The following is a 21,426-nucleotide window of genomic DNA, read 5'->3' as shown; positions in this document are numbered from 1 at the left end:
GTGCATGACCATCACGCACCGGATTGACGGCTGCCTGGACAGCGCCATCGGCGCGCTCGGGCTCGGCGAAGACGAACTGGCGCGCTGGACCGACACGCTCGGTCCGCGCCTCGATGAGCTGAAGCGCCAGGCGCGCGAGAAGAGCCTCGGACCGCTTGCCGTGCTCTCGGACGAAGCGGATCTCGCGGAGGCCGAGGCGGCCTATGACAGGCTCGTCGAGGGCGCCCGCGTTCTGGTCATCTTCGGCACCGGCGGGTCGAGCCTTGGCGGACAGGCGCTCGCCCAGCTCGGCGGCTGGTTCATCCCGGGCGACGACCGCATCGGCAAGGGCCGCCGCCCGCGCCTGCGCTTCTACGACAATCTCGACGCGCTCTCGCTCGCCAAGGGCCTCGAAATCCTCGACCCCGACACCACCCGCTACGTCGTCATCTCCAAATCCGGCAACACCGCCGAAACCCTCAGCCAGACGCTGACGGTGATGGGCCGGCTGCGCGAGCAGGGCCGCGAAGCCGACATCCCGCGCCTGTTCCTCGGCATCACCGAGCCGGAGCGGCCCGGCGTCACCAACGGGCTGCGCGCACTCTTCACCGCGCTCGGCGTGCCGATGCTGCCGCATCGCAGCGACATCGGCGGCCGGTTCTCGGTCTTCAGCAATGTCGGCATGATCCCGGCCTTCGCGCGCGGCCTCGATTTCAACGCCTTCCGCGCCGGCGGCCAAGCCGTGCTCGAGGCGCTCGAAGCCGCCGCCGAGCCCGCCGATTTCCCGCCCGCGCTCGGCGCGGCGCTGGCGGCCGGTTTCGCCAAGGAGCGCGGCGTCAATATTTCCGTGCTGATGCCCTATGCCGACCGGCTGGCGCGCTTCTCCGATTGGTATGTGCAGCTCTGGGCCGAGAGCCTCGGCAAGAACGATTCGGAAGGCACCACGCCCGTCGCCGCGCTCGGCCCGGTCGACCAGCACAGCCAGTTGCAGCTCTATCTCGGCGGCGCGCAGGACCATCTGACCACCATCATCCGCCTCGCCGCCTTGCCGGAGGAAGACACCGCGCCGATGCCCGCCGATCTCGCGGCGCTGGCCGGCGCGGACTATCTCGGCGGCCGCACGGTCGGCGAACTGGTCATGGCGCAGACCAAGGCCATCACCGACGCCTTCGTCGCCCATAAAAGACCGGTGAGGATAATCGAGCTGCCCCGGCTTGACGAATGGAGCCTCGGCTGGCTGATGATGCATTTCATGCTTGAGACGATTCTCGCCGCCGAACTGCTCGGCGCCGATCCGTTCGATCAGCCCGCCGTGGAGCTCGGCAAGCGCCTGACCAAGGAGCGGCTTGCAGCCATGGCGGTTGGGGACAGCAATGCCGATACGCCAGCTACCGCCTCAGCTCATCAACCGGATCGCGGCGGGTGAGGTCATCGAGCGCCCGGCCAGCGCCGTCAAGGAACTGGTCGAGAACGCCATCGACGCGGGCGCGCGCAATATCGAGATCGTGGCGACCGGCGGCGGCCTCGGCCTGATCCGCATCACCGACGACGGCGACGGCATGGACGCGGACGATCTCGCGCTCTCCGTCGAACGCCATGCGACGTCCAAGCTGGCGGGCGAGGATCTGCTGCGCATCGCGACGCTCGGTTTTCGCGGCGAGGCGCTGCCCTCGATCGGCTCGGTGGCGAAGCTGACCATCGCGTCGAAGCCGCGCGGCGGCGGCCCGGGCTTCGAGATCGAGGTCAATGCGGGGCGCAAAACCGGTCCAAGGCCGGCGGCGCTGAACGGCGGCACCCGGGTCGAGGTGCGCGACCTGTTCTATGCGACGCCCGCGCGGCTGAAATTCATGAAATCGGAAGCCGCCGAGAATGCCGCCATCGCGCAATTGGTGAAGCGCGTGGCGCTGGCCTTTCCGCAGATCGGCTTTTCGATGTCGAGCGGGGACCGGGTCGGGGCGAGTTTCCCGGCGGTGCAGGATGGCGACGGGGAAGGCTTGCGGCTGCGTCTCGCCCGCGTGATGGGCAAGGAATTCGCGGCAGACGCCGTGCCGCTCGCGGCAGAGCGCGAAGGCGCGCGCATCGGCGGCTTTGCCGGGCTGCCGACGCTCAGCCGCCCCACTCAGCAGATGCAATATCTCTTCATCAATGGCCGCCCGGTGAAGGACCGCCTGCTGCTCGCCGCCGTACGTGCGGCCTATGGCGATCTCGTGCCGCGCGGACGCCATCCGATGGCGGTGGTGTTCGTCACGCTTCCGGCGGAAGAGGTGGATGTGAACGTGCATCCGGCCAAATCCGAAGTGCGCTTCCGCGACAGCGCGCTGGTGCGCGGGCTGGTGGTGAGCGCCATCCGCCGGGCGCTGGAGGCTGGCGGCGTCAAGACCAGCGCCGCGCTCGCCGGAGCGGCGATGGCGTTCGGCGGCGCCGTGCCAGGTAGCCGCAATGCGAGCGCGGCGACTGCATGGCGCCCGGCGCCCTACCCTGCCCGGCCGTCCGGCGGCCGATATGCCGGCGGCGGCTTCGCCGAGGATTGGCAGATGCCGCTCGATGGCGTCGCCGCGATCAGCGCCAATGCCACCGCCGCGCAGGAGCCGCCGCCCGTGCATCTGCTCGACCGCCCGCTCGGCGCCGCCCGCGCGCAATTGCACGAGACCTATATCGTGGCGGAAACCGGCAATTCGGTCGTCATCGTGGACCAGCACGCCGCGCATGAACGCCTCGTCTACGAGAAGCTGAAAGCGGCGCTCGCCAATGGCGGCATTGAGCGGCAGATGCTGCTGATCCCGGAAGTGGTCGAGCTGGACGCCGTCAGCGCCGCCCTGCTCGCCAGCCGCGCCGGTGAGCTGACCCGCCTCGGCCTCGTGCTGGAGCCCTTCGGCGAGGGCGCCATCCTCGTCCGCGAAGTCCCGGCCCTGCTGGCCAAGGGCAATATCAAGGCCCTCGTTGCCGACCTCGCCGAAGAGCTGGAAGCGCTCGGCACGGCCTCGGGCCTGGAGGAGCGCCTGCACGAGATCTGCGCCCGCATCGCCTGCCACGGCAGCGTCCGCGCCGGCCGCCTCTTGAAGCCGGAGGAGATGAACGCCCTGCTGCGCGAGATGGAAGCCACCCCCAACGCCAGCCAATGCAACCACGGCCGCCCGACCTTCATCGAGCTGCAACTCTCCGACATCGAGAAGCTGTTCGCGCGGCGCTAGCGCGTGACCGCAAGCAGCGTAAGTCGAGCCCCTTTTTGTCATCCCCGCGAAAGCGGAGATCGAGGACTCCGCAGCAATCGCGGTAAGGCACAGCCTGTCGGCGGTTGTTGCCCTTTACTGGATCCCCGCTTCGCGGGGATGACATCGCGAGGTGAGCAATCGCAGAGATCGCAACTGAGCTGTTGGACGAGGATAGTTCAAGCGGGAGCCAGCGCACGACCCTCAACCAATCCGCAGCCAGGTCCCCTCTCCCATGGGAGACCTTTGCGTATCGAAGGTCCTCTCCCCGTCGTCCCGGACGGCCGTCAGGCCGAGCCGGGACCCAATCATATTCAGCTATTGCTGCGGCAAGTGGAGAGGCGAGTGGGCCCCNGACCCAATCATATTTCCGCTATTGCTGCGGCAAGTGGAGAGGCGAGTGGGCCCCGGCTCTAACGGCCGGGGCGAAGGAATCGAAGTTTTGCAAAGGTCTCCCATGGGAGAGGGAAAGGCTGCGGCTTAGATGAGATGCGTGAGCCGGTTCCGTCTGACGGCCCTGCGTGACCGGCGCCTTCGCGCGCCGTTCACTCCGCCGGCACCGGCTCGGTGCGGGCGGGCTCCGCCTCCGGAGCGGGCTCGCGCTTCCTCTCGCCGAAGATCCAGCTCTGCAGATGGTCGAGATAGATGTAGACGACCGGCGTCGTATAGAGGGTCAGGATCTGCGACAGCAGCAGGCCGCCGACGATGGTGTAGCCGAGCGGCTGGCGCAGCTCCGAGCCGACGCCGGTGCCGAGCATCAGCGGTATGCCGCCGAGCAGCGCCGCCATCGTCGTCATCAGGATCGGCCGGAAGCGCAGCACGGCGGCGCGGTGGATCGCCTCCTCGGCGCTCAGGCCCTCGCTCTTTTCCACCTGCAGGGCGAAATCGACGAGCATGATGCCGTTCTTCTTGACGATGCCGATCAGCAGGATGATGCCGACAATGGCGATCACGCTCAGGTCCATGCCGACCGCCATCAGCAGCAACAGCGCGCCAAGACCCGCCGAAGGCAGGGTCGAGATGATGGTGATCGGGTGGATCAGGCTCTCATAGAGAATGCCCAGGATCAGGTAGATGACGAAGAGCGCCGCCGCGATGAGGATCGGCGTGCTGGACAGCGAGGCAGCGAATGCCTGCGCATTGCCCTGGAAGCTGGTCTGCAGCGAGAGCGGCTTGCCCAGATCCTTCTCGACCTGCTGGATGGCGCTGACCGCCTCGCCGATGGCCGTGCCGGGCTTGAGGTTGAACGAGATCGTCACCGAGGGGAACTGGCCCTGGTGGTTGACGACGAGCGGCGCGATGGTCGAGACGGTATCGACCAGCGTCGCCAGCGGCACCTGCTGCCCGGTCGATGACGGCACGTAGATGTAATTCAGCGATTCCGGCCCGAACTGGAATTTGGGGTCGACTTCCATCACCACATGATACTGGTTCAGCGTGCTGTAGATGGTCGAGACGATGCGCTGCCCGAAGGCGTCGTCGAGCGAATTGTCGATGGCGGCCGGCTGGATGCCGAAGGTGGCGGCGACCTCGCGCTTGATGGTGATGTCGAGCATCGGCCCGGCATTGAGCTGATCGCTGGTGACGTCGATGATGCCGGGGATGGCCTTGATACGGTCGAGAAACAGCGCCGCCCAATGGCTGAGCTCGGCCGGGTCGGCATCGTCGAGGCTGTACTGATACAGCGTCTTCGACACCCGCCCGCCGATGGTGATGTCCTGCGCCGCCTGCATGTAGAGCGTGATGCCTTGCACCTTCGCCAGATTGGTGCGCAGCCTTGCGATGACCTCCTCGATCGGGCCGCGCTCGCTCTTGGGCTTGAGGGCGATGAAGATGCGGCCATTATTGACCGTGGTGGTGCCGCCGCCCGCGCCGATCTGCGCGCCGGTCGAAGCGACGGCCGGATCCTGCAGCACGGCGTCGATCAGCGCCTGCTGGCGCTGCGCCATCGCCTGGTAGGAGATATCCTGCGCCGCCTCGGACTGGCCGATGATGAGGCCGGTGTCCTGTTCGGGGAAGAAGCCTTTCGGGATCACCACATAGAGATAGCCGGTCAGCACGATGGTGCCGATCATGACCATCAGCGTGATGAAGCGGAAGCGCAGCACCACCTTCAGCCCTGACTCATAGGCGGCGAGCAGCCCGTCGAAGCCGCGCTCGAACAGGCGGTAGAGCCAGCCATGGTCCTTGCTCTCCGGCTTCAGCAGGCGCGAGCACATCATCGGCGTCAGCGTCAGCGAGATCAGCAGCGACAGCACCAGCGCGACGCTCACCGTGACGGCGAATTCCCGGAACAGCAGGCCGATATAGCCGCCCATCAGGAAAAGCGGGATGAACACCGCGATCAGCGACAGGGTGATCGAGACGATAGTGAAACCGATTTCCCCGGCGCCCTTCAGCGAGGCCTCCATCGGCGAGGCGCCCTCCTCGATATGGCGGACGATGTTCTCGATGACGACGACGGCGTCGTCCACCACGAAGCCAACGGCGATGGACAGCGCCATCAGCGAGAGATTGTCCAGGCTGTAGCCGAGCACATAGAGCACCGCGAAGGTGCCGATCAGCGACAGCGGCACCGTGATGGCGGGAATGACCGTCGCCCAGAAATTGCGCAGGAACAGGAAGATCACCATCACCACCAGCGCGACGGTAAGCATCAGCGTGAACTGCACGTCGGCGACCGAGGCGCGGATGGTCTCGGTGCGGTCGGAAATGATGTTCAGCTTGATCGCCGCCGGGATCGAAGCTTGCAGCACGGGCAGCATTTTCTTGATCCGGTCCACCGTCTCGATGACGTTGGCGCCGGGCTGGCGCTGGATCGCCAGCAGGATCGCCCGCTGCTTGTTGTACCAGCCGGCGACCAGATCGTTTTCCGCCGCGCTGATGGCGCGGCCGACATCGCGGATGCGGACCGGCGCGCCGTTGCGATAGGCGATGATGAGATCGGCATATTGCTCGGGCTGCATGAGCTGGTCGTTGGTGTTCAGCGTATAGGTCTGGCGCGGGCTGTTGAGCGTGCCCTTGGGGAGGTCGACATTGGCCTGGCCGAGCACGTTGCGCACGTCCTCCAGGCTGATGCCGCGCGTCGCCAGCGCCTCCGGGCTGAGCTGCACGCGGATGGCCGGCTTCTGCTGGCCGCCGATGCCGACCAGCCCGACGCCGGAGATCTGCGAAATCTTCTGCAGCAGGATGTTCTCGGCATAGGCGTCGACCGTCGTCAGCGGCAGCGAATCCGAGGTCAGGCCGAGCACCAGGATCGGCGTGTCGGCCGGGTTGACCTTACGGATGGTCGGCGGGTAGGGGATGCCCGCCGGCAATTGCGCGCTCGCCGCATTGATGGCCGAGAGCGTGTCGCTGACGGTGCCGTCGATCTGCCGGTTGAGGTCGAACTGCAAGGTGATCTGGGTGAAGCCGAGCGCGCTGGCCGAGGTCATCTGGGTCAGGCCGGGGATCTGGCCGAACTGCAATTCGAGCGGCGTGGCGACGGAGGCGGCCATCGTGGCCGGATCGGCGCCTGGAAGCTGCGCGGTGACCTGGAGCGTCGGATAGTTGACATTGGGCAGCGCGCCCACCGGCAAGAGCGGATAGGTGACCAGCCCGGCCGCCAGCAAACCAACCATCAGCAGCGCCGTCGCGATCGGCCGCCGGATGAACGGCCCCGAGATGTTCATGGGATCGGCACCTGCTGGGCGCTTTGCTCCTCCGCTTCCTGCGCCGCCTTGCCGTGCAGCACCGTCACCGCAGCGCCGGGCTGAAGCCGGTATTGCCCGTCGACGACGACCTGCTCATTGGCATTGAGGCCGGAATCGATCAGCGCCTGCCCCTGGCTGATCTGCGCCACCTTGACGTCGCGCAGCTCGACCGTGCCATCGGGCTTGATGACATAGGCGTAAGAGCCCTTCTGCCCGAGCTGCACCGCCGAGGCCGCGACGGTCAGCCCGTTTTGCCGCGTGTCGAGCAGCAGTCGGATATTGACGAGCTGCCCCGGCCAGAGCCGGTGATCCTTATTCGGAAAATCGGCCTTGAGCTGGATCGAACCGGTCGTTTGCAGGATCTGGTTGTTGATGAGGTCGAGCTTGCCCTGATCGAGGCGGATCGAGTCGTCCTGGCTATAGGCCAGCACCGCGAGCGCGCCCTTGACCATCTGCTGCTGGATCTGCGGCAGATCCGTCTCGGGCAGGGTGAAGATCACCGAGATCGGCTCGATCTGGGTAACGACGACGAGGCCGTTCGGGTCGCTGGGGTGAATGATGTTGCCGACATCGACCTGCCGGATGCCGGTCACGCCCGCGATCGGCGAAGTCAGCCGCGTATAGCTGAGCTGGACATTGGCCTCCTCGATCAGCGCCTCGTCGGCCTTGACCGCGCTTTCGACTTGCGCCACCTGCGCCTTCTGGGTGTCGAGCAATTGCGCGGTGGCGTCGCCCTTGGCCGCCAGTTGGGCGTAGCGCTCGAGATTGGCCTTGGCATTGGCGAGCTGCGCCTGATCGCGGTCGCGGGTGGCGACGGTCTGGTCGAGCTGGGCCTGATAGGGGCGCGGGTCGATCTGCGCGAGAAGGTCGCCGGCCTTGACGGTCTGCCCCTCGGTGAAGTTCATGGTGACGATCTGGCCCTGGATCTGGCTGCGCACCAGCACGGTGTTATAGGCGATCACCGTGCCGACGCCGCTCAGGTAGATCGGCACGTTGCCGCTGCTCACCGGGCCGGCGACGACCGGAATTTTCGGCGCGGGCGCGGCGGGCGGCGCGGGCAGCTCGAACGGATAGCGATGCGTCACCGCGAGGCCGCCGGCGACCGCCAGCACGGCAACCAGCAATGCGGCCGGAACGGCAATCATGCGTCGCATGGCGGACCTCTCTTAGGCGGCTCAATTCACCGGCGGATACGCGACTGCGTCCCGACCGTCGGAAACGACCCCGTTCCCATCCCGGTCCCCGAGCTGGAGAAGCTGCTCGCTGACGGACCACCGCTGGCCGAATCGCTCGCTGACGGCGCCGCCGGCGAGCCGATCGTCCCGCCGGGCGAAAACATCGTCGAGCTCTGGCCCTGGGTCATCATGCCCGGCTGGCCGGTCATCGTGGGATCGACGGGGGTGACCGGCGGCATCGGGCTCAGCCCGCCGGGCGAAATCTCGGTGGCGCCGAGCGGTATGCCGACGCGGCCGACCGATGTCGTGCCGGCGACGCCGCCGGGCGAGGATGTCATCGCCTGGCCCTGCGATCCCTGACCGGCCATGTCCGTAGAGGTCATGCCCGGCACGATCGTCCCCGGCATGACCGGACTTTCGCCGGGCGTCGGCAATTCCATGGCGCCGAGTGGAATGCCCGGCGTGCCCACCGGTGAGCTGGGTCCGAAGCCGAGCGGCGAGGTCGCGCCGAGCGGCGCCGTCGGACCCGGCGCGCTCGACTGGGCGAAAGCCGGCGCGCCTGGGACAAGGGCCAAAGCCAGGAAAACGGCCACACAGCGTTTCGACATGGACGGGCCTCCTCCGCTTGGAGTTCAATCGCCCTCACACTGGAAGATTTCTAATTTCGGCCGGGCGATTGCTTTGCAGGAATTGTCATGATTTGCGCGGGCTTGCCGTCTTCGCACTAGAGGACGCAACACGGGCGGGCGTTCCGCCGTCGGGCTCCGATTGAGTTCCGCGCCCCGGCACGGTACTAAGCCGCCTCGGACCCCGCCGAGACCAGGAGCATCGATGACCGTCCCGAGCTTAACGGCCGATCTCGCCAACCATTATGCCGGTATCGCGCTCGGCCATGTCCGGCGCGAATATCCCAACAATCTCGACCATGCGCTGGCCGGGCCGGAGGATGCGCGCACGCCGAGCGCGCTGCATCCCATCTTCTATGGCAGCTACGATTGGCATTCCTGCGTGCATGGCTATTGGATGCTGGCTCGACTTCTCCGCCGCTTCCCCGGCATGGCGCGCGCCGGCGAAATCCGGGCATTGTTCGACGGGCAATTCATGGCGGACAAGGTCGCCGGCGAATGCGCCTATTTCGCCGCACCGACCGCCCGCCGCTTCAAGCGTCCCTATGGCTGGGCGTGGCTGCTGAAGCTTGCCGCCGAACTGGCGCTGTCGGACGAGCCGCGCTGGTCCCGCGCGCTGACGCCGCTTGCCGATCTCATCGCGGAGCGCTTCCGCGCCTTCCTGCCGCTCGCCACCTATCCGGTGCGCGTCGGCACGCATTTCAACACCGCCTTCGGCCTCAGAATGGCGGCTGATTACGCGGCGGTCAGCGGGGATGCGGCGTTCGCCGCGCTGCTTCTCGACACGGCGCGCCGCTGGTACGGCGCCGATGCCGACTGCCCGGCTTGGGGCGAGCCGAGCGGCGACGATTTCCAGTCCCCGGCGCTGATCGAGGCGGAATGCATGCGCCGGCTACTCCCGCCTGAGGCGTTCCTGCCCTGGTTCGACCGCTTCCTACCCCGTCTCGCCGAACGGCAGCCGGCGACGCTGTTCCGCCCCGCCACCGTCAGCGACCGCACCGACGGCAAGATCGCGCATCTGGACGGCCTCAATCTGAGCCGGGCCTGGTGCTGGCGCTCGCTCGCCTCGGCGCTCGCGGCGGACGATCCCCGCCGCGCCGCCGCCCTGGCCGCCGCCGATGACCATCTCGCGGCCGGTCTCCCCCACCTCACCGGCGACTACATGGGCGAGCACTGGCTGGCGAGTTTTGCCGTGCTCGCGCTGGAGGCGTAAGCCGTCGGTCATGGTCGCGCAGGGTCCGGACGGGATCGGCGCAATTCCGCCCATCCGGACAAGACCTTCTTAAGCGAAGCTGCCGACAATAGCCCCCCGCCGTCGAAGGCAGGAGAGGGGCATGAACGCACGAGATCCGCGCGCGATCGACCGGCTCGCCGCCATCGCCGTCCTGGTCTTCGGCATCGGGACGCCCGCCGCCACTGCCGGCGAGCCCGCGCCGGCAACGCCCGAACAGATGGTCGAGGCGCTTCACGCCGCCTTCGGCGATCATCACAGCCGCGCCATATACGCCAAGGGCGTCGTCACCGAAGGCAGCTTCACCCCCACCAGCCAAGCCAGGGCGCTCAGCCACGCGGCGCTTTTCGCCGGGCCGGCGCTGCCGGTGACGGTGCGCTTTTCCAATTTCACCGGCTTCCCCGATATTTCCGATACCGCCGGCATGGCCAATCCGCGCGGCATGGCGATCAAGTTCAAGCTGCCGGACGGCGCGGAGGCCGACATCGTGGCGCAAAGTTTCAACGGCTTCCCGGTCGCCAGCGCCGCCGAGTTCCGCGAATTGCTCCTGGCCGCCGCCGACAGCCGCGCCGACCCCGCCAAGCCGTCGCGGCTCGATGCGTTTCTCGCCGGCCACCCGATCGCCAAGACCTTCCTGACGACGCAGAAACCCGACCCGTTCAGCTACGCAACCCTGGCCTATTTCGGCGTCAACGCCTTCCGGTTCACCGACGCGGCGGGCGAGAGCGTCCTCGTCCGCTACCAATTCCTGCCGATGGGGGGAGAGCATTTCCTCAGCGGCAGCCAGGTCGCGGCGAGAGGGCCGGACTATCTGCAGGAGGACATGCCCAAGCGCCTCGCCGACGGCCCGGTGCATTTCGACTGGTTCGCCCAGCTCGCCGGTCCCACGGATGCCGCCGACGACCCTTCCGTCGCCTGGCCGGACAGCAACCGCGTCGTCAAGCTCGGCACCATCAGCATCGACCGCATGGCGCCGCGCCCGGCGGAGGCGGACAAGTCGCTGCTGTTCCTGCCGTCGCGCGTGCCCGCCGGCATCGAGCCCGCCGACCCGATGATCGCCATCCGCTCGCCCGCCTACCCGGTCTCCTTCCGCGAGCGCCAATAGCCGGCGGGAGCGGATCGCGGGGCGCGCCCGCATCCAAGCCGCTTTAAAGCGATGCCGCGCCAGTCGGCGGAGAGACATCGCGGCCGTGCAGAGCGTGCATCTTGGCAAAGCCCTCGGCCACGGTGGTCCGCTTCAGGCTGTGGATGAGCCAGCGGCCGGCGGGGCCGGGCGGCGCGTCCTTGCGATAGACCGCGTGCATCGGCATCAGCAGGCTCTGGGTGGCGGGAATCGCGACCCGGATGACGCAGAGCCTGCCGCTGGCGATGTCGTCCGCCACCATGAACTGGGGCATGTGCCCGAAGCCCAGGCCGGCGCGTAAAAAGGCGTGCTTGGCCCCCAGATCCGCCAGCCGCCAATTGCTTTGCGAGTAGACGCCGTAGCTCTGGCCTTGCGTCAGTCTCGAGCGGTCGGTCAGCACGAGCTGAACGTGCTTCCGCAATTCCGCGTCCGGGATAATGCCTTCATATGAGGCAAGCGGATGCTTCGGCGCGACGACTGTCGTCATCGGCACGTCGAGCAGCAGCTCCTTGCGCAGCGTATCCGGCACCACCGGCAACGTGCCGACGACGCCGATGCGGCAGCTTCCGTTCAGCACCGGCTCGATCACCGCGCCCAGCACCTCGACATGCACCCGCAGCGGCACGCTGGGGAAGGCCTCGCGGAAGGTGCCGACCGCCTCGGTCAGCGCGCAGAGCGGATACATCGCGTCGATGCAGAGCGACAGTTCCGGCTCCAGCCCTTCCGTAAAGGTGCGGGCGCGCGCCTTGAAGCCGTCCATGCCGTCGGCGATGGCCCTGGCATCGCTCAGCAATGCGCGTCCATGCTCGGTCAGGCTCGGATAGCGCGCGGTGCGGTCGAACAGCTTCACGCCGAGCTGGATTTCGAGATTGGCCAGCGTCTGGCTGACCACCGATTGGGCACGGTTCAACTTGCGGCCGGCGGCGGAAAAACTGCCTTCCTCGGCGGCGGCGATGAAGGTCCGCAATTGGTCCAGTGAAAGGCCGTCGAGGGCCATCTATCGTTCCCTCCGATGGGTTCCATCTAAATATATAGGCTTTTGAGATGGGTGGCCAGATCCTAGCTTTTCCGGACGAACAACCCTCAGGAGAGCGCCTTGACTCCGAAAATTGGCATCGTCATCGGATCGACCCGCCCGCAGCGTTTCGGCGAGAAACCCGCCCGCTGGATCGCCGGCATCGCCTCGCAGCGCACCGACCTCGCATTCGAGCTCATCGACCTGCGCGACTACAAGCTGCCGCTGTTCGATGAGCCTTTCTCGCCCGCATGGGGTGCGATCGAGAATGAGGTTCAGCAGCGCTGGGCCGCTAAGCTGGACAGCCTCGACGGCTTCATCCTGGTCACCCCCGAATATAATCACGGGCCGAGCGCGGTGCTGAAAAATGCGCTCGACTACGCGGCCAAGGAGTTCATCCGCAAGCCGGTCGCCTTTGTCGGCTATGGCGGCGTCGGCGGCGCGCGGGCCGTCGAGCAGTTGCGGCTGGTCGCGACGGAGCTGCAGATGGTTTCCGTTCGCAATGCCGTACACATCGGCGGCGGCGAATTCATGGCGCTTTGGCAGCAAGGCAAATCCTTCGAGGAGTTTCCGCATCTGGCGCAGACGGCGGTACCGATGCTGGACGAACTCGCCTGGTGGGCGAAAGTCCTCAAACACGCGCGCGCGACAGCGGTTTAAAGGGCGGGGGGGGGCGCGGCTGGTCACCGCCCATACGGCCAGCCGGCCCGCTTGGCCTTGGCGTCTCGGCGCCCGCGGCTCTAAGCCGGATGGGTCAGCACCTTGGGGCGTGGCGCGAGCTGCACGATCAGCGTCGCCGAAAAAAGCAGCGCCGCCCCGAGCCAGCCGATGGGCGGCAGCCGCTCGCCGAGCAGAAGCGCGCCTGCCAGCGCCGCGAAAAGCGTTTCCATGCTCATCAGCACGGCCGCCTCGGAGGCGGGCGTGTGCTTCATGGCGATGGCCAGCAGCGTGAAGGTGAGCGCGCTGGACAGCACGCCGACATAAAGGATCGGCCCGGCGGCCCTGGCCAGCGCGGCGATAGAGATCGGTTCGACGATCAGCGCGGCGATCGCGGCGAGGACGGCGACGGTCGCGAACTGGATGAAGGTGAAGGTCATCGGCGCGCCGAAACGCGGCGAGCGGCTGGTCACCACCAGATGCACCGCCCAGAAAATGGCGCAGAAGGCGATCAGCCCGTCGCCATAGGAAAAGCTCGCCAGCGTGCCGCCGCCGAGCGCCCATGTCCCGGTAAAGGCAAGCCCGACAGCGGCCCAGACGACGCCGGTCGGGGCGCGCCGGGCGGTCAGCCAGATGATGAAGGGCGTGATGACGACATAGAGGCCGGTCAGGAAGCCGGCATTGGTGATCGTCGCGGTGAGGAGGCCAGTCTGCTGGAAGGCCGCGCCGAGGAAGAAGACGACTCCACCCATCATGCCGAGCCTGACCAGCCCGCGCGGCTCGATCGCCGGGCGGGCCGGCCCGTTAGCGCGCCGGCGTAATTCCAGCAGGGCCAGCGGGGCGAGGGTGCATGACGCGACCAGCGCGCGCGCCGTGATGAACAGGAACGGCCCAATGTCGCTCATCGCCTCCTTCTGGAAATAGAAGGCGAGGCCCCAGATGGCGGCTGCGAGCAGCAGCAGGAAATCGGCTGTAAGGCGGTTCATTGGATCTCTTGGCTATCGGCTATCCGGCCCGCGCGGCGGCGCGAAAGGCCGATGGCAGCGCAACCGCGGCGAGCTGAGCGCCGCCGCCGGTCGATTCGGTCGCTATGGCGCTAGCAATTCCGGGCGGAGGTAGGCAAGTGCCGAATCACTTACGTGGTCTGCGGCGGCCTTCGGAGACGAATCAGTCGCAGGCGGGTGGAGTTCTCAAAAACGAAAGGGGCCCCGAGAAGGGGCCCCTCCAGCACCGCGATATTATCGCAATTAGAAGTCGATCTTCGCGCCGATCATGAGCGAGGAGACATCTTCCGGGTCACCAGCCAAAGCATCGTCCTCAAACGACCAGAAACGAGCCTGAGCATAGAGGTCCATTGCGGCTGCGTCGATGTGCTGAACGACGCCGAGGCCCCAGAGTTCGGCACTCGTGCCTTCGAAGGTAATGTCTTCATAATTGCCGTACTCACCATACAGCGTCGTGGCGCCGTATGAGAAGAACTTCCGTTCGATACCGGCCTGCGCGAAGTAGAAGCTACCCTCGACATCGGTATCTTCGTTGTCACGCTGGCCAGCCGCAAAGTTGGCGAACAGGCCGGTCGGCACATGCATCACGGAGATAGAACCAACCACCTGCTCGTACGTGCCGAGATCGGAGGTGACGTTATCGTCTTCAGCCTTAGCGTATGCAATACCTGCTGCAACCTTGACGGAATTGAATTCCTTCGCGAAGCGCAGAGCTACGTCATAATAGTTGTCGTCGCCCCAAGCGGCCGACAAAATGAAGCCGTAAACGGACGGCGAGTCATAACGGATCAGGTCGTCGCGGCCGCCATCAAAATCAGCGGCGTACTGCTGAACTGTGCCCCTGCCGTTCACAACATCGAAGTTCGGCGTGTGGTCGGGATTGGCGACGATCAGCGTGTTGGCGAGGCTGATTTCCGCTGCACCGTCCGAAGCGGTCGACTGCTGACCGATCGTGAACCGGCCGTAAGTGGAGCTCTCGATATACACGTTGTTCTGACGGATCGAGAGTGTCGCGCCGCCGTCGCCTTCGTCGTCAGTCGCGCTGACGCCAGCCGACGAGGAGTCGCTCACGCCGAGTTCGATCTTGTAACCAGCCTTCAGGCCGGGATTGATCTGAGCTTCGCCCTTGAAGCCGAGGATCGTGGTGATCGCGTCATTGTCGACGACATAAGCGTCGGAGTCATTGCCGTCGTCCCAGATCAGCAGGCCCTTGGCGACCGTGCCGTAGAGCTGCAGCGTGACGACGCGGTTGCCCTTGCGAGCAACGGTTGCTTCCAGTTCAGCAACGCGGTCTTCCAGGTCTGAAACGCCGCCCTTGCCGAGGTCGGCGGCCTTCGCCGGCGTCATTGCAGCACCAAGCAACATGCTTGCAGCTGCGACCAATGTAATACGACTTACCATCTATATCTCTCCCCCATGAGTGCCTAAAGAAGGGCGGGCAGCCTCCCAGCCTCCATCCCCTTCGATGGAACATAAGATTCCCGCTTAATTTGATTAAATCCAGAATTAAATATGATGGAGCCGTCCTAAGGCACTGGTGGCGTTGCAGCTTTGGCACAGGTGCTGAATTAGGAAGCTGCAATCGGAGCGAATGCTCACGGATCGGGCGGGGCGGAAGGTGATGTCGTATCGAGGTTGCAGCAGGGCGCCAATCCGGCGCCGGAGGGGATTGAAAAAGCTTGCGGGCCATGTGGACTAACGCTAGCGTCAAGCGGGCGCTTATTGCGCCTGCTGGAGCAAAACTTGCGCCAAGGGGCGAGATCATGGATGAAGTGCCGGAGCGATCTTCTACCGGTCCCATCCAGTCCTATTTGAGCGTCCAGAACATCTATAAGCGCTACGCCGAGCTGGAAGTGCTCAAGGGGGTTTCACTCGAAGCCGCCCAGCACGAGGTCGTGTCGCTGATCGGCGCGTCGGGCTCGGGCAAGAGCACGCTCTTGCGCTGCATCAACCTTCTCGCCATTCCCGACCGGGGCGATATCTGGATCGACGGCGTGCGGCTGCCGCTGTCGCAGGACGATGGCGGACCGCGCCGCATCCGCGACCAGAAGGCGGTGCGGCTGATGCGGGCGCGCCTCGCCATGGTGTTCCAGAGCTTCAACCTGTGGTCCCACAAGACCATCATCGAAAATGTCATGGAAGCGCCGATCCACGTGCTCAACGCGCCGAAAGCCGAGACGCGCGACAAGGCGGAGGCGCTGCTCGCCCGCGTCGGCATCGCCGACAAGCGCAATGCCTATCCGGCGCAGCTCTCGGGCGGCCAGCAGCAGCGGGCCGCAATCGCCCGGGCGCTCTGCATGGAGCCGAAGATCCTGCTGTTCGACGAGCCGACCTCGGCGCTCGATCCCGAACTGGTCGGCGAAGTGCTGAAGGTGATGCGCGACCTGGCGGCGGAAGGCCGCACCATGGTTGTGGTCAGCCACGAAATGAGTTTCGTTCGGGAAGTCTCGAACAAGGTGATCTTCCTGCACCAGGGGGGGATCGCGGAGCAAGGGACGCCGGCCGAGCTGTTCCGCAGGCCCCAGACCGAGGCTTGCCAGAAATTCCTGTCCAACATCCTGCAATGATGGACATCCAAAGCCAAACCTGCCGCCAATACAGCCATCACAGAAAGGGATCTCGATGCGCATGTTGAAACAACTGATGTTCGCTTCGCTTGTCGTCGCCGGCGCGATTGCCGCCGGCCCGGCCGGGGCGCAGCAAAAGACCATCACCATCGCCACCGAAGGCGCCTACCCGCCCTTCAACGCCAAGGATTCGACCGGCGCGCTGATCGGCTTCGACGTCGATATCGCCAAGGCGCTTTGCGAGGAGATGAAGGCGAAATGCGAGATCGTCGCGCAGGATTGGGATGGCATCATCCCCGGCCTCGAGGCGAAGAAATACGACGCCATCTCCGCCTCGATGTCGATCACTGACGAGCGCAAGCAGAAGGTCGACTTCACCAACCCGTATTATTCGAACTACCTGCGCATCCTGGCCAAGAAGGGCTCGGGCATCACCGGTCCGGACGGGCTGAAGGGCAAGACGGTCGGCGCGCAGCGCTCGACGGTCGCCGCGACCTATTCGGAAGACAAGCTCGGCCGCACCTCGACCGTGAAGCTCTACGATACGCAGACCGCCGCCTATAGCGACCTGGAGGCCGGCCGCCTCGACGCGCTCGTCTCCGACGTCTACCCGGCCTATGACTGGCTGAAGGACAAGCCGGAATATGAGTTCGTCGGCGAGAAGATCGACCTCAACGACAAGATCGGCATCGCCGTCCGCAAAGGCGACACCGAGCTGCAAAGCGCCTTCAACAAGGCCCTCAAGGCCATCCGCGACAACGGCACCTATGGCAAGCTCAACGCCAAATATTTCCCGTTCGATATTTTTTGATCGGATGATGACGGCGTCCTGAGACGGACGATGCCGCGCGGATCACCTCCGCGCGGCATTCTCTTATGCGATTGCGCGGACGGAGGAGGGCGGCGTGACTGGAGCGCTCGGATTGCTGAGTTTTGGCGATGGCGGCTGGGGCGACGAGCTGCTGCGCGGCACGCTGGTCACGTTGCAGCTCGCGGTTTGCGCGCTGGCGCTGGGCCTCAGCCTCGGCCTGCTGCTCTCGGCGATGAAGCTCTCCAAACACCGCCTGCCGCGCTATATCGGCGACCTCTATATCGCCTTCATCCGGGCGACGCCCGAATTCCTGATCCTGCTGCTGTTCTATTTCGGCATCGAGCGCGCGGTGCAGGCGGTGCTGGTCGCGGTCGGCCTCGACGTTGCTTTCGAGATGCCGCGCTTTCTCGCCGCCGTCATCGGCCTCGCCGCCATCTTCAGCGCCTATGCGGCCGAAGTGTTCCGTGGCGCCTATATGGCCGTGCCGAACGGGCAGATCGAAGCCGCCATCGCTTGTGGCATGTCGGACTGGCAGACCTTCAACCGCGTCCGGCTGCCGCAAATGTGGCGCTTTGCGATTCCGGGCCTCGGCAATCTCTGGATGGTGCTGCTGAAGGACACCTCGCTCGCCGCCGTCATCGCCGTCGACGATCTGTTGCGCCAAGCCAAGATCGGCAGCGAATCGACCCGCGCGCCGCTGACCTTCTACCTCGCCGCCGGCGCCATCTACCTCGTGCTGACGGGGGTCTCCGACCTTGCCCGCAACGGCCTGGAGCGGCGGGCGCGGCGCGGCATGGCGGGAGTGTAGCCCTTGGATTTCTATTTCGACGCTAAGATCTGGGCATCGGACACGGTCTGCGCGGCGCTGCGGCCGGTCTCGCCGACGCTGTTCGCCACGAGTTGCGGCCGTTTCATTGACGGCTTCTTCGTTTCGATCGAACTGCTCGTCATAGCCACGTTGATCGGCTTCCCGCTCGCCATCGGCCTCGCATTGGCGCGGACGTCGCGCTCGAGCATACTCTCCGCACTCTCTTATTCTTATAGCTATGTGTTCCGGGGCACGCCGCTGCTGGTGCAGCTCTGGATCTTCTATTACGGCTTCGGCGCGCTCGGGGCGAGCGGCCTCGGCCTGCTCTGGCCGCTGTTCCGCGACGCCTATTCCGTCGGGCTGATCGTGCTGACCATCAATACCTCGGCCTATTCCGCCGAGATCATCCGGGGCGGCATCGTCAATGTGCCGAACGGGCAGCTCGAGGCCGCCGTCGCCTCGGGCATGAGCTGGTGGACGACCATGCGGCGCATCGTGCTGCCGCAGGCGCTGCGCATCGCCTGGCCGGCCTATAGCAACGAGGTGCTGCTGCTCTTGAAGGGCAGCGCGCTGGTCTCGACCATCACCGTGCTCGACCTGATGGGCCAGACGCGAACGATCTTTGCCCGCAGCTACAGCCTCGACATCTTCGTCTACGCCGTCATCCTCTACCTGATCCTCTCCGGCGGGCTGACGGTGCTGCTGCGCTGGATCGAGATGCGGATGCGGCTTCCGGGATATTAAGAATACACGCTGCGTTGCAAGCGCCGAGACAAGCTGCCGCTCCCTTGAATGCAGCATTGACAATGTGTTAAATGCTTATTTAAAATGCGTGCCTAATCGGTGTGCATCGCACGCCGACGACATTGGCCGAAGAGGCCGCCGGGCAGTTTCGCCCCATGACGTCCCGCCATTCGGCCGGAGCGCGTCGTGGGGTTTTTGTTGTGATGAGCACGATGGGTAAGAGCGTCACGATCGGCATCCTGTTCTCCACCAGCGGGCCCTATGCCGCCATCGGCCGGGATTGCCGCGACGGCGCCGATCTCGCCTTGGCCGAACTGGCGGCGGATCCGTCGGCGCCGGTCCGCTTCGACGCCATCCATGCCGACCCGCAGGGCGATCCGCGCCGCTATCTCGACGAGGCCCGCGCCATGCTCGGCGAGGCCGGCTGCCGCCAGATCGTCGGCACCATCACCTCGATCGCCCGCAAGGAAGTCATCCCGCTGATCGAGAAGCATGACGGCCTGCTCTGGTATGTCTGCCCCTATGAGGGTTTCGAGGCCAATGAAAGCGTCATCTATACCGGCGCCTGCCCGAACCAGCACCTGATCCCGCTGTTCGACTATCTGATGCCGCGCCAGGGCAAGCGCGCTTTTCTCATCGGCGCCAATTACGTCTGGGGCTGGGAGATGAACCGGCTGGCCCGGGATTTGCTTCTGGAAGCCGGCGGTGAGGTGGTCGGCGAGCGCTGCCTGCCGCTGGAGGAGACCGATGTCGAGCGGCTGATCGGCGAGATCCGCGAGCGCCGGCCGGACTTCATCCTCAACAATCTGATCGGCCCCGCGTCCTATGCCTTCCTGCGCGCCTATCACGCGCTCGGCGAGCGCGACAGGGCCTTCCATCCGGAGAGGCGTCCCGTGGTGAGCTGCGATCTGACGGAATGCGAGCTGGGCGCGGTCGGCGACGGCATCGCGGCGGGCAATCTCTCGGCGGCGAGCTATTTCGATACTCTGGACCTGCGCGAGAACGTCGCCTTCAAGGCGCGCGTCGCGGCCGCCTTCGGGGCGGGACGGCGGGTTTCGGCCTTCTTCGAGGCGAGTTATACGACCGTCCACATGCTGGCCGCCGCCATCGCCGAGACCGGCAGCGACGATCCCGCCGCCGTCAAAGCCGCCGTGCATGGGCGCGGCTTCGACACGCCGCATGGGCCGCTGCGCATCGACCCGCGCACCAATCACGCCGCGCTGCCCTTCCATCTCGGGCGGATAACGGCGGATGGCGGCTTCGACATCGTCGCATCACGGCCCGCGATGGCGGCCGATCCCTATCTGACGGCGCGCATGAAAGGCGGCCGGGGCAATCTGAGGGTGGTGTCATGACCCAGCTTCCCGAACTCGTCGGCTGGCGCGCGGTGATTTTGCACCGCCAGGACGAAAGCATGGGCCGCATGGTTCGCCAGCTCAACCGGCTGGGCCTCAGCGTGCAGGTGCAGTGGGAACCGCTCGATCTCGGCCGGACTCCCGCCGACATCGTCTTCGTCGACGCCGATCAGGGCTGGTGCGGCCTGCTGCCCTGGGAAGAGGAACCCGCGCCGCTGCCGGTCGTCGCGCTGTTGCAATCGGAAGCGCCGGGCCGCGTCGCCTGGGCGCTCGGCCAGGGCGCGGGGGCGATCCTGTCCAAGCCGGTGGTTGCCTCGGCGATCTATCCGGTGATGGTGCTGGCCGTCTGCGTGCACCTCGAGCGCATCGCGAATGCGGAACGCCGCGCCCTCCAGGACGAGCGCATCCGGATGCGGCCGCTGGTGCATGGCGCGGTGATGACGATCATGAGCCGCCACGGTCTCGACGAGGACACCGCCTATCGCCGCCTGCGCCGCGCCGCCATGGGCCGCCGCATCACCATGGAACAGGCGGCGGGCGAATGGCTCGCCGGCATTGTGCCGCTGCCGGAGGCCGGCTGATGCGGGTGCTGCGCGAAATCGCCCGCCGCCCGACCGCCCTGTTCGGCCTCGCCGTGGTGCTGACGGTCGTCGTCGCCGCCATCGGCGCGCCGCTCCTGGCGCCGTTTTCGCCCAGCGAGCAGCTTTTCGACGGCCTGACGCTCGAAGGCGCGCCGATCCCGCCCGACGCCACCTATCTGCTCGGCACCGACGCGCTCGGCCGCGACCTCCTCTCGCGCCTGCTCTACGGCGCGCGCACCTCGCTCATCATCGGCCTCGTCGCCAATGGCACGGCGGTCGCCATAGGCCTGTTCGTCGGCATGACCGCCGGCTATCTGCGCGGCGCCGTCGGCAATGCCATGATGCGCTTCACCGACCTGATGATGGCCTTCCCGGCGCTCCTGCTCGCCATCGTGCTGGCGGCGATCTTCCGGCCGAGCCTGTGGATCGTCGCCATGGTCATCGCCATGGTGAATTGGGTGCAGGTGGCGCGCATCGTCTATACCGAGACGCGCGGCCTCGTCGAACGCGACTTCATCCTCGCCGAGCGCTCGCTGGGGGCGGGGCATGGCCGCATCATCTTCCTGCATATCCTGCCGCATCTGATGCCGACCGCCATCGTCTGGGGCACGCTCGGCATCGCGACCACCGTGCTGCTGGAGGCGACCTTGTCCTTCCTCGGCATCGGCGTGCAGCCGCCGGAGCCGTCCTGGGGCAACATCATCTTCGAGAGCCAGAGTTTCTTCTCGGGCGCGCCCTGGCTGGTGTTCTTCCCCGGCATCGCCATCCTGCTGACGGCGCTCTCCTTCAATCTGGTCGGCGACGCCCTGCGCGACATCTTCGATCCGACCCAGCGCGGGAGGATGTGAG

The 21,426-nt window shown here is 66.1% G+C and carries 18 protein-coding genes; 12 read left to right on the top strand and 6 right to left on the bottom strand.

Features of this window, described 5'->3' with window-relative positions:
* The first annotated feature begins 4 nt into the window (after window positions 1-4).
* Both BLEFHOIH_RS12640 and mutL read left to right on the top strand, forming a co-directional pair.
* Entirely contained in the window at window positions 5-1,405 is a 1,401-nt protein-coding gene (locus BLEFHOIH_RS12640; protein WP_088345957.1) for a glucose-6-phosphate isomerase, read from the top strand.
* On the top strand, window positions 1,353-3,170 hold the full coding sequence (gene mutL / locus BLEFHOIH_RS12635) for a DNA mismatch repair endonuclease MutL (protein WP_088345955.1): 1,818 nt from the start codon (window positions 1,353-1,355) through the stop codon (window positions 3,168-3,170). The genes BLEFHOIH_RS12640 and mutL overlap by 53 nt, the downstream gene beginning before the upstream one ends.
* A gap of 563 nt (window positions 3,171-3,733) precedes the next feature.
* Here mutL and BLEFHOIH_RS12630 read toward each other — a convergent pair.
* Genes BLEFHOIH_RS12630 through BLEFHOIH_RS12620 form a run of 3 tightly spaced genes read right to left on the bottom strand, consistent with a single transcriptional unit; the run spans window position 3,734 to window position 8,663 of the window.
* A complete protein-coding gene (locus tag BLEFHOIH_RS12630; RefSeq protein WP_088345953.1) occupies window positions 3,734-6,859 on the bottom strand; it encodes an efflux RND transporter permease subunit in 3,126 nt (1,041 codons plus the stop codon).
* A complete protein-coding gene (locus tag BLEFHOIH_RS12625; RefSeq protein ID WP_088345951.1) occupies window positions 6,856-8,034 on the bottom strand; it encodes an efflux RND transporter periplasmic adaptor subunit in 1,179 nt (392 codons plus the stop codon). Before BLEFHOIH_RS12625 ends, BLEFHOIH_RS12630 begins: the two co-directional genes overlap by 4 nt.
* A 26-nt stretch (window positions 8,035-8,060) precedes the next feature.
* Window positions 8,061-8,663 (bottom strand): hypothetical protein, encoded by a 603-nt coding sequence (locus BLEFHOIH_RS12620; RefSeq protein WP_176427210.1) that lies wholly within the window; start codon window positions 8,661-8,663, stop codon window positions 8,061-8,063.
* 223 nt (window positions 8,664-8,886) lie between these two features.
* On the opposite strand from BLEFHOIH_RS12620, the gene BLEFHOIH_RS12615 reads away from it, so the two are divergent.
* Both BLEFHOIH_RS12615 and BLEFHOIH_RS12610 read left to right on the top strand, forming a co-directional pair.
* On the top strand, window positions 8,887-9,894 hold the full coding sequence (locus tag BLEFHOIH_RS12615) for a DUF2891 domain-containing protein (protein WP_088345949.1): 1,008 nt from the start codon (window positions 8,887-8,889) through the stop codon (window positions 9,892-9,894).
* A gap of 121 nt (window positions 9,895-10,015) precedes the next feature.
* The gene (locus BLEFHOIH_RS12610) at window positions 10,016-11,017 is read left to right on the top strand and encodes a catalase family peroxidase (RefSeq protein WP_088345947.1); all 1,002 of its coding nucleotides are present in this window, start codon (window positions 10,016-10,018) and stop codon (window positions 11,015-11,017) included.
* 43 nt (window positions 11,018-11,060) lie between these two features.
* Here the strand turns inward: BLEFHOIH_RS12610 and BLEFHOIH_RS12605 are convergent, their stop codons facing one another.
* Window positions 11,061-12,032 (bottom strand): LysR family transcriptional regulator, encoded by a 972-nt coding sequence (locus tag BLEFHOIH_RS12605; RefSeq protein WP_088345945.1) that lies wholly within the window; start codon window positions 12,030-12,032, stop codon window positions 11,061-11,063.
* A gap of 99 nt (window positions 12,033-12,131) precedes the next feature.
* Here BLEFHOIH_RS12605 and BLEFHOIH_RS12600 point away from each other — a divergent pair, with 99 nt between their 5' ends.
* Window positions 12,132-12,710, top strand: a complete 579-nt coding sequence (locus BLEFHOIH_RS12600) for an NAD(P)H-dependent oxidoreductase (protein WP_088345943.1) — start codon at window positions 12,132-12,134, stop codon at window positions 12,708-12,710.
* 80 nt (window positions 12,711-12,790) lie between these two features.
* Here the strand turns inward: BLEFHOIH_RS12600 and BLEFHOIH_RS12595 are convergent, their stop codons facing one another.
* Together BLEFHOIH_RS12595 and BLEFHOIH_RS12590 are read right to left on the bottom strand one after the other, a co-directional pair.
* Window positions 12,791-13,693, bottom strand: coding sequence for a DMT family transporter (locus tag BLEFHOIH_RS12595; RefSeq protein ID WP_088345942.1), 903 nt, complete (start codon window positions 13,691-13,693; stop codon window positions 12,791-12,793).
* Window positions 13,694-13,954: 261 nt separating this feature from the next.
* Window positions 13,955-15,112: a porin gene (locus BLEFHOIH_RS12590; RefSeq protein ID WP_088345940.1), complete on the bottom strand. Its 1,158-nt coding sequence runs from the start codon at window positions 15,110-15,112 to the stop codon at window positions 13,955-13,957.
* A 362-nt stretch (window positions 15,113-15,474) separates the two neighbouring features.
* Between BLEFHOIH_RS12590 and BLEFHOIH_RS12585 the strand changes: the two genes are divergently transcribed.
* From BLEFHOIH_RS12585 to BLEFHOIH_RS12555, 7 genes are all read left to right on the top strand, one after another.
* Window positions 15,475-16,278, top strand: a complete 804-nt coding sequence (locus tag BLEFHOIH_RS12585; protein ID WP_088345938.1) for an ATP-binding cassette domain-containing protein — start codon at window positions 15,475-15,477, stop codon at window positions 16,276-16,278.
* 61 nt (window positions 16,279-16,339) lie between these two features.
* A complete protein-coding gene (locus tag BLEFHOIH_RS12580) occupies window positions 16,340-17,089 on the top strand; it encodes an ABC transporter substrate-binding protein (RefSeq protein WP_210191670.1) in 750 nt (249 codons plus the stop codon).
* A gap of 94 nt (window positions 17,090-17,183) precedes the next feature.
* Window positions 17,184-17,897, top strand: a complete 714-nt coding sequence (locus BLEFHOIH_RS12575; RefSeq protein ID WP_088345934.1) for an ABC transporter permease subunit — start codon at window positions 17,184-17,186, stop codon at window positions 17,895-17,897.
* A gap of 3 nt (window positions 17,898-17,900) precedes the next feature.
* Entirely contained in the window at window positions 17,901-18,641 is a 741-nt protein-coding gene (locus BLEFHOIH_RS12570) for an ABC transporter permease subunit (RefSeq protein ID WP_210191669.1), read from the top strand.
* A 212-nt stretch (window positions 18,642-18,853) separates the two neighbouring features.
* On the top strand, window positions 18,854-19,996 hold the full coding sequence (locus BLEFHOIH_RS12565) for a transporter substrate-binding domain-containing protein (RefSeq protein ID WP_088346252.1): 1,143 nt from the start codon (window positions 18,854-18,856) through the stop codon (window positions 19,994-19,996).
* A complete protein-coding gene (locus tag BLEFHOIH_RS12560; protein WP_088345932.1) occupies window positions 19,993-20,577 on the top strand; it encodes an ANTAR domain-containing protein in 585 nt (194 codons plus the stop codon). The genes BLEFHOIH_RS12565 and BLEFHOIH_RS12560 overlap by 4 nt, the downstream gene beginning before the upstream one ends.
* Window positions 20,577-21,425, top strand: coding sequence for an ABC transporter permease (locus BLEFHOIH_RS12555; RefSeq protein ID WP_088345930.1), 849 nt, complete (start codon window positions 20,577-20,579; stop codon window positions 21,423-21,425). Before BLEFHOIH_RS12560 ends, BLEFHOIH_RS12555 begins: the two co-directional genes overlap by 1 nt.
* The last annotated feature ends 1 nt before the right edge of the window (window position 21,426 follow it).

Origin of the sequence: Rhodomicrobium sp. R_RK_3, assembly GCF_002198715.1 — a bacterium.
Classification (GTDB): domain Bacteria; phylum Pseudomonadota; class Alphaproteobacteria; order Rhizobiales; family Rhodomicrobiaceae; genus R-RK-3.
The sequence above is the reverse complement of the archived record's forward strand: the minus strand, read 5'-3'. Positions and strand labels throughout refer to the sequence as shown.

Coding starts and splice junctions, on each gene's coding strand:
- BLEFHOIH_RS12560 (WP_088345932.1), top strand. CDS start 19,993: ATGACCCAGCTTCCCGAACTCGTCGGCTGGCGCGCGGTGATTTTGCAC.
- BLEFHOIH_RS12580 (WP_210191670.1), top strand. CDS start 16,340: ATGTTGAAACAACTGATGTTCGCTTCGCTTGTCGTCGCCGGCGCGATT.
- BLEFHOIH_RS12585 (WP_088345938.1), top strand. CDS start 15,475: ATGGATGAAGTGCCGGAGCGATCTTCTACCGGTCCCATCCAGTCCTAT.
- BLEFHOIH_RS12620 (WP_176427210.1), bottom strand. CDS start 8,663: ATGTCGAAACGCTGTGTGGCCGTTTTCCTGGCTTTGGCCCTTGTCCCA.
- BLEFHOIH_RS12555 (WP_088345930.1), top strand. CDS start 20,577: ATGCGGGTGCTGCGCGAAATCGCCCGCCGCCCGACCGCCCTGTTCGGC.
- BLEFHOIH_RS12640 (WP_088345957.1), top strand. CDS start 5: ATGACCATCACGCACCGGATTGACGGCTGCCTGGACAGCGCCATCGGC.
- mutL (WP_088345955.1), top strand. CDS start 1,353: ATGCCGATACGCCAGCTACCGCCTCAGCTCATCAACCGGATCGCGGCG.
- BLEFHOIH_RS12605 (WP_088345945.1), bottom strand. CDS start 12,032: ATGGCCCTCGACGGCCTTTCACTGGACCAATTGCGGACCTTCATCGCC.
- BLEFHOIH_RS12590 (WP_088345940.1), bottom strand. CDS start 15,112: ATGGTAAGTCGTATTACATTGGTCGCAGCTGCAAGCATGTTGCTTGGT.
- BLEFHOIH_RS12610 (WP_088345947.1), top strand. CDS start 10,016: ATGAACGCACGAGATCCGCGCGCGATCGACCGGCTCGCCGCCATCGCC.
- BLEFHOIH_RS12595 (WP_088345942.1), bottom strand. CDS start 13,693: ATGAACCGCCTTACAGCCGATTTCCTGCTGCTGCTCGCAGCCGCCATC.
- BLEFHOIH_RS12630 (WP_088345953.1), bottom strand. CDS start 6,859: ATGAACATCTCGGGGCCGTTCATCCGGCGGCCGATCGCGACGGCGCTG.
- BLEFHOIH_RS12615 (WP_088345949.1), top strand. CDS start 8,887: ATGACCGTCCCGAGCTTAACGGCCGATCTCGCCAACCATTATGCCGGT.
- BLEFHOIH_RS12565 (WP_088346252.1), top strand. CDS start 18,854: ATGGGTAAGAGCGTCACGATCGGCATCCTGTTCTCCACCAGCGGGCCC.
- BLEFHOIH_RS12625 (WP_088345951.1), bottom strand. CDS start 8,034: ATGCGACGCATGATTGCCGTTCCGGCCGCATTGCTGGTTGCCGTGCTG.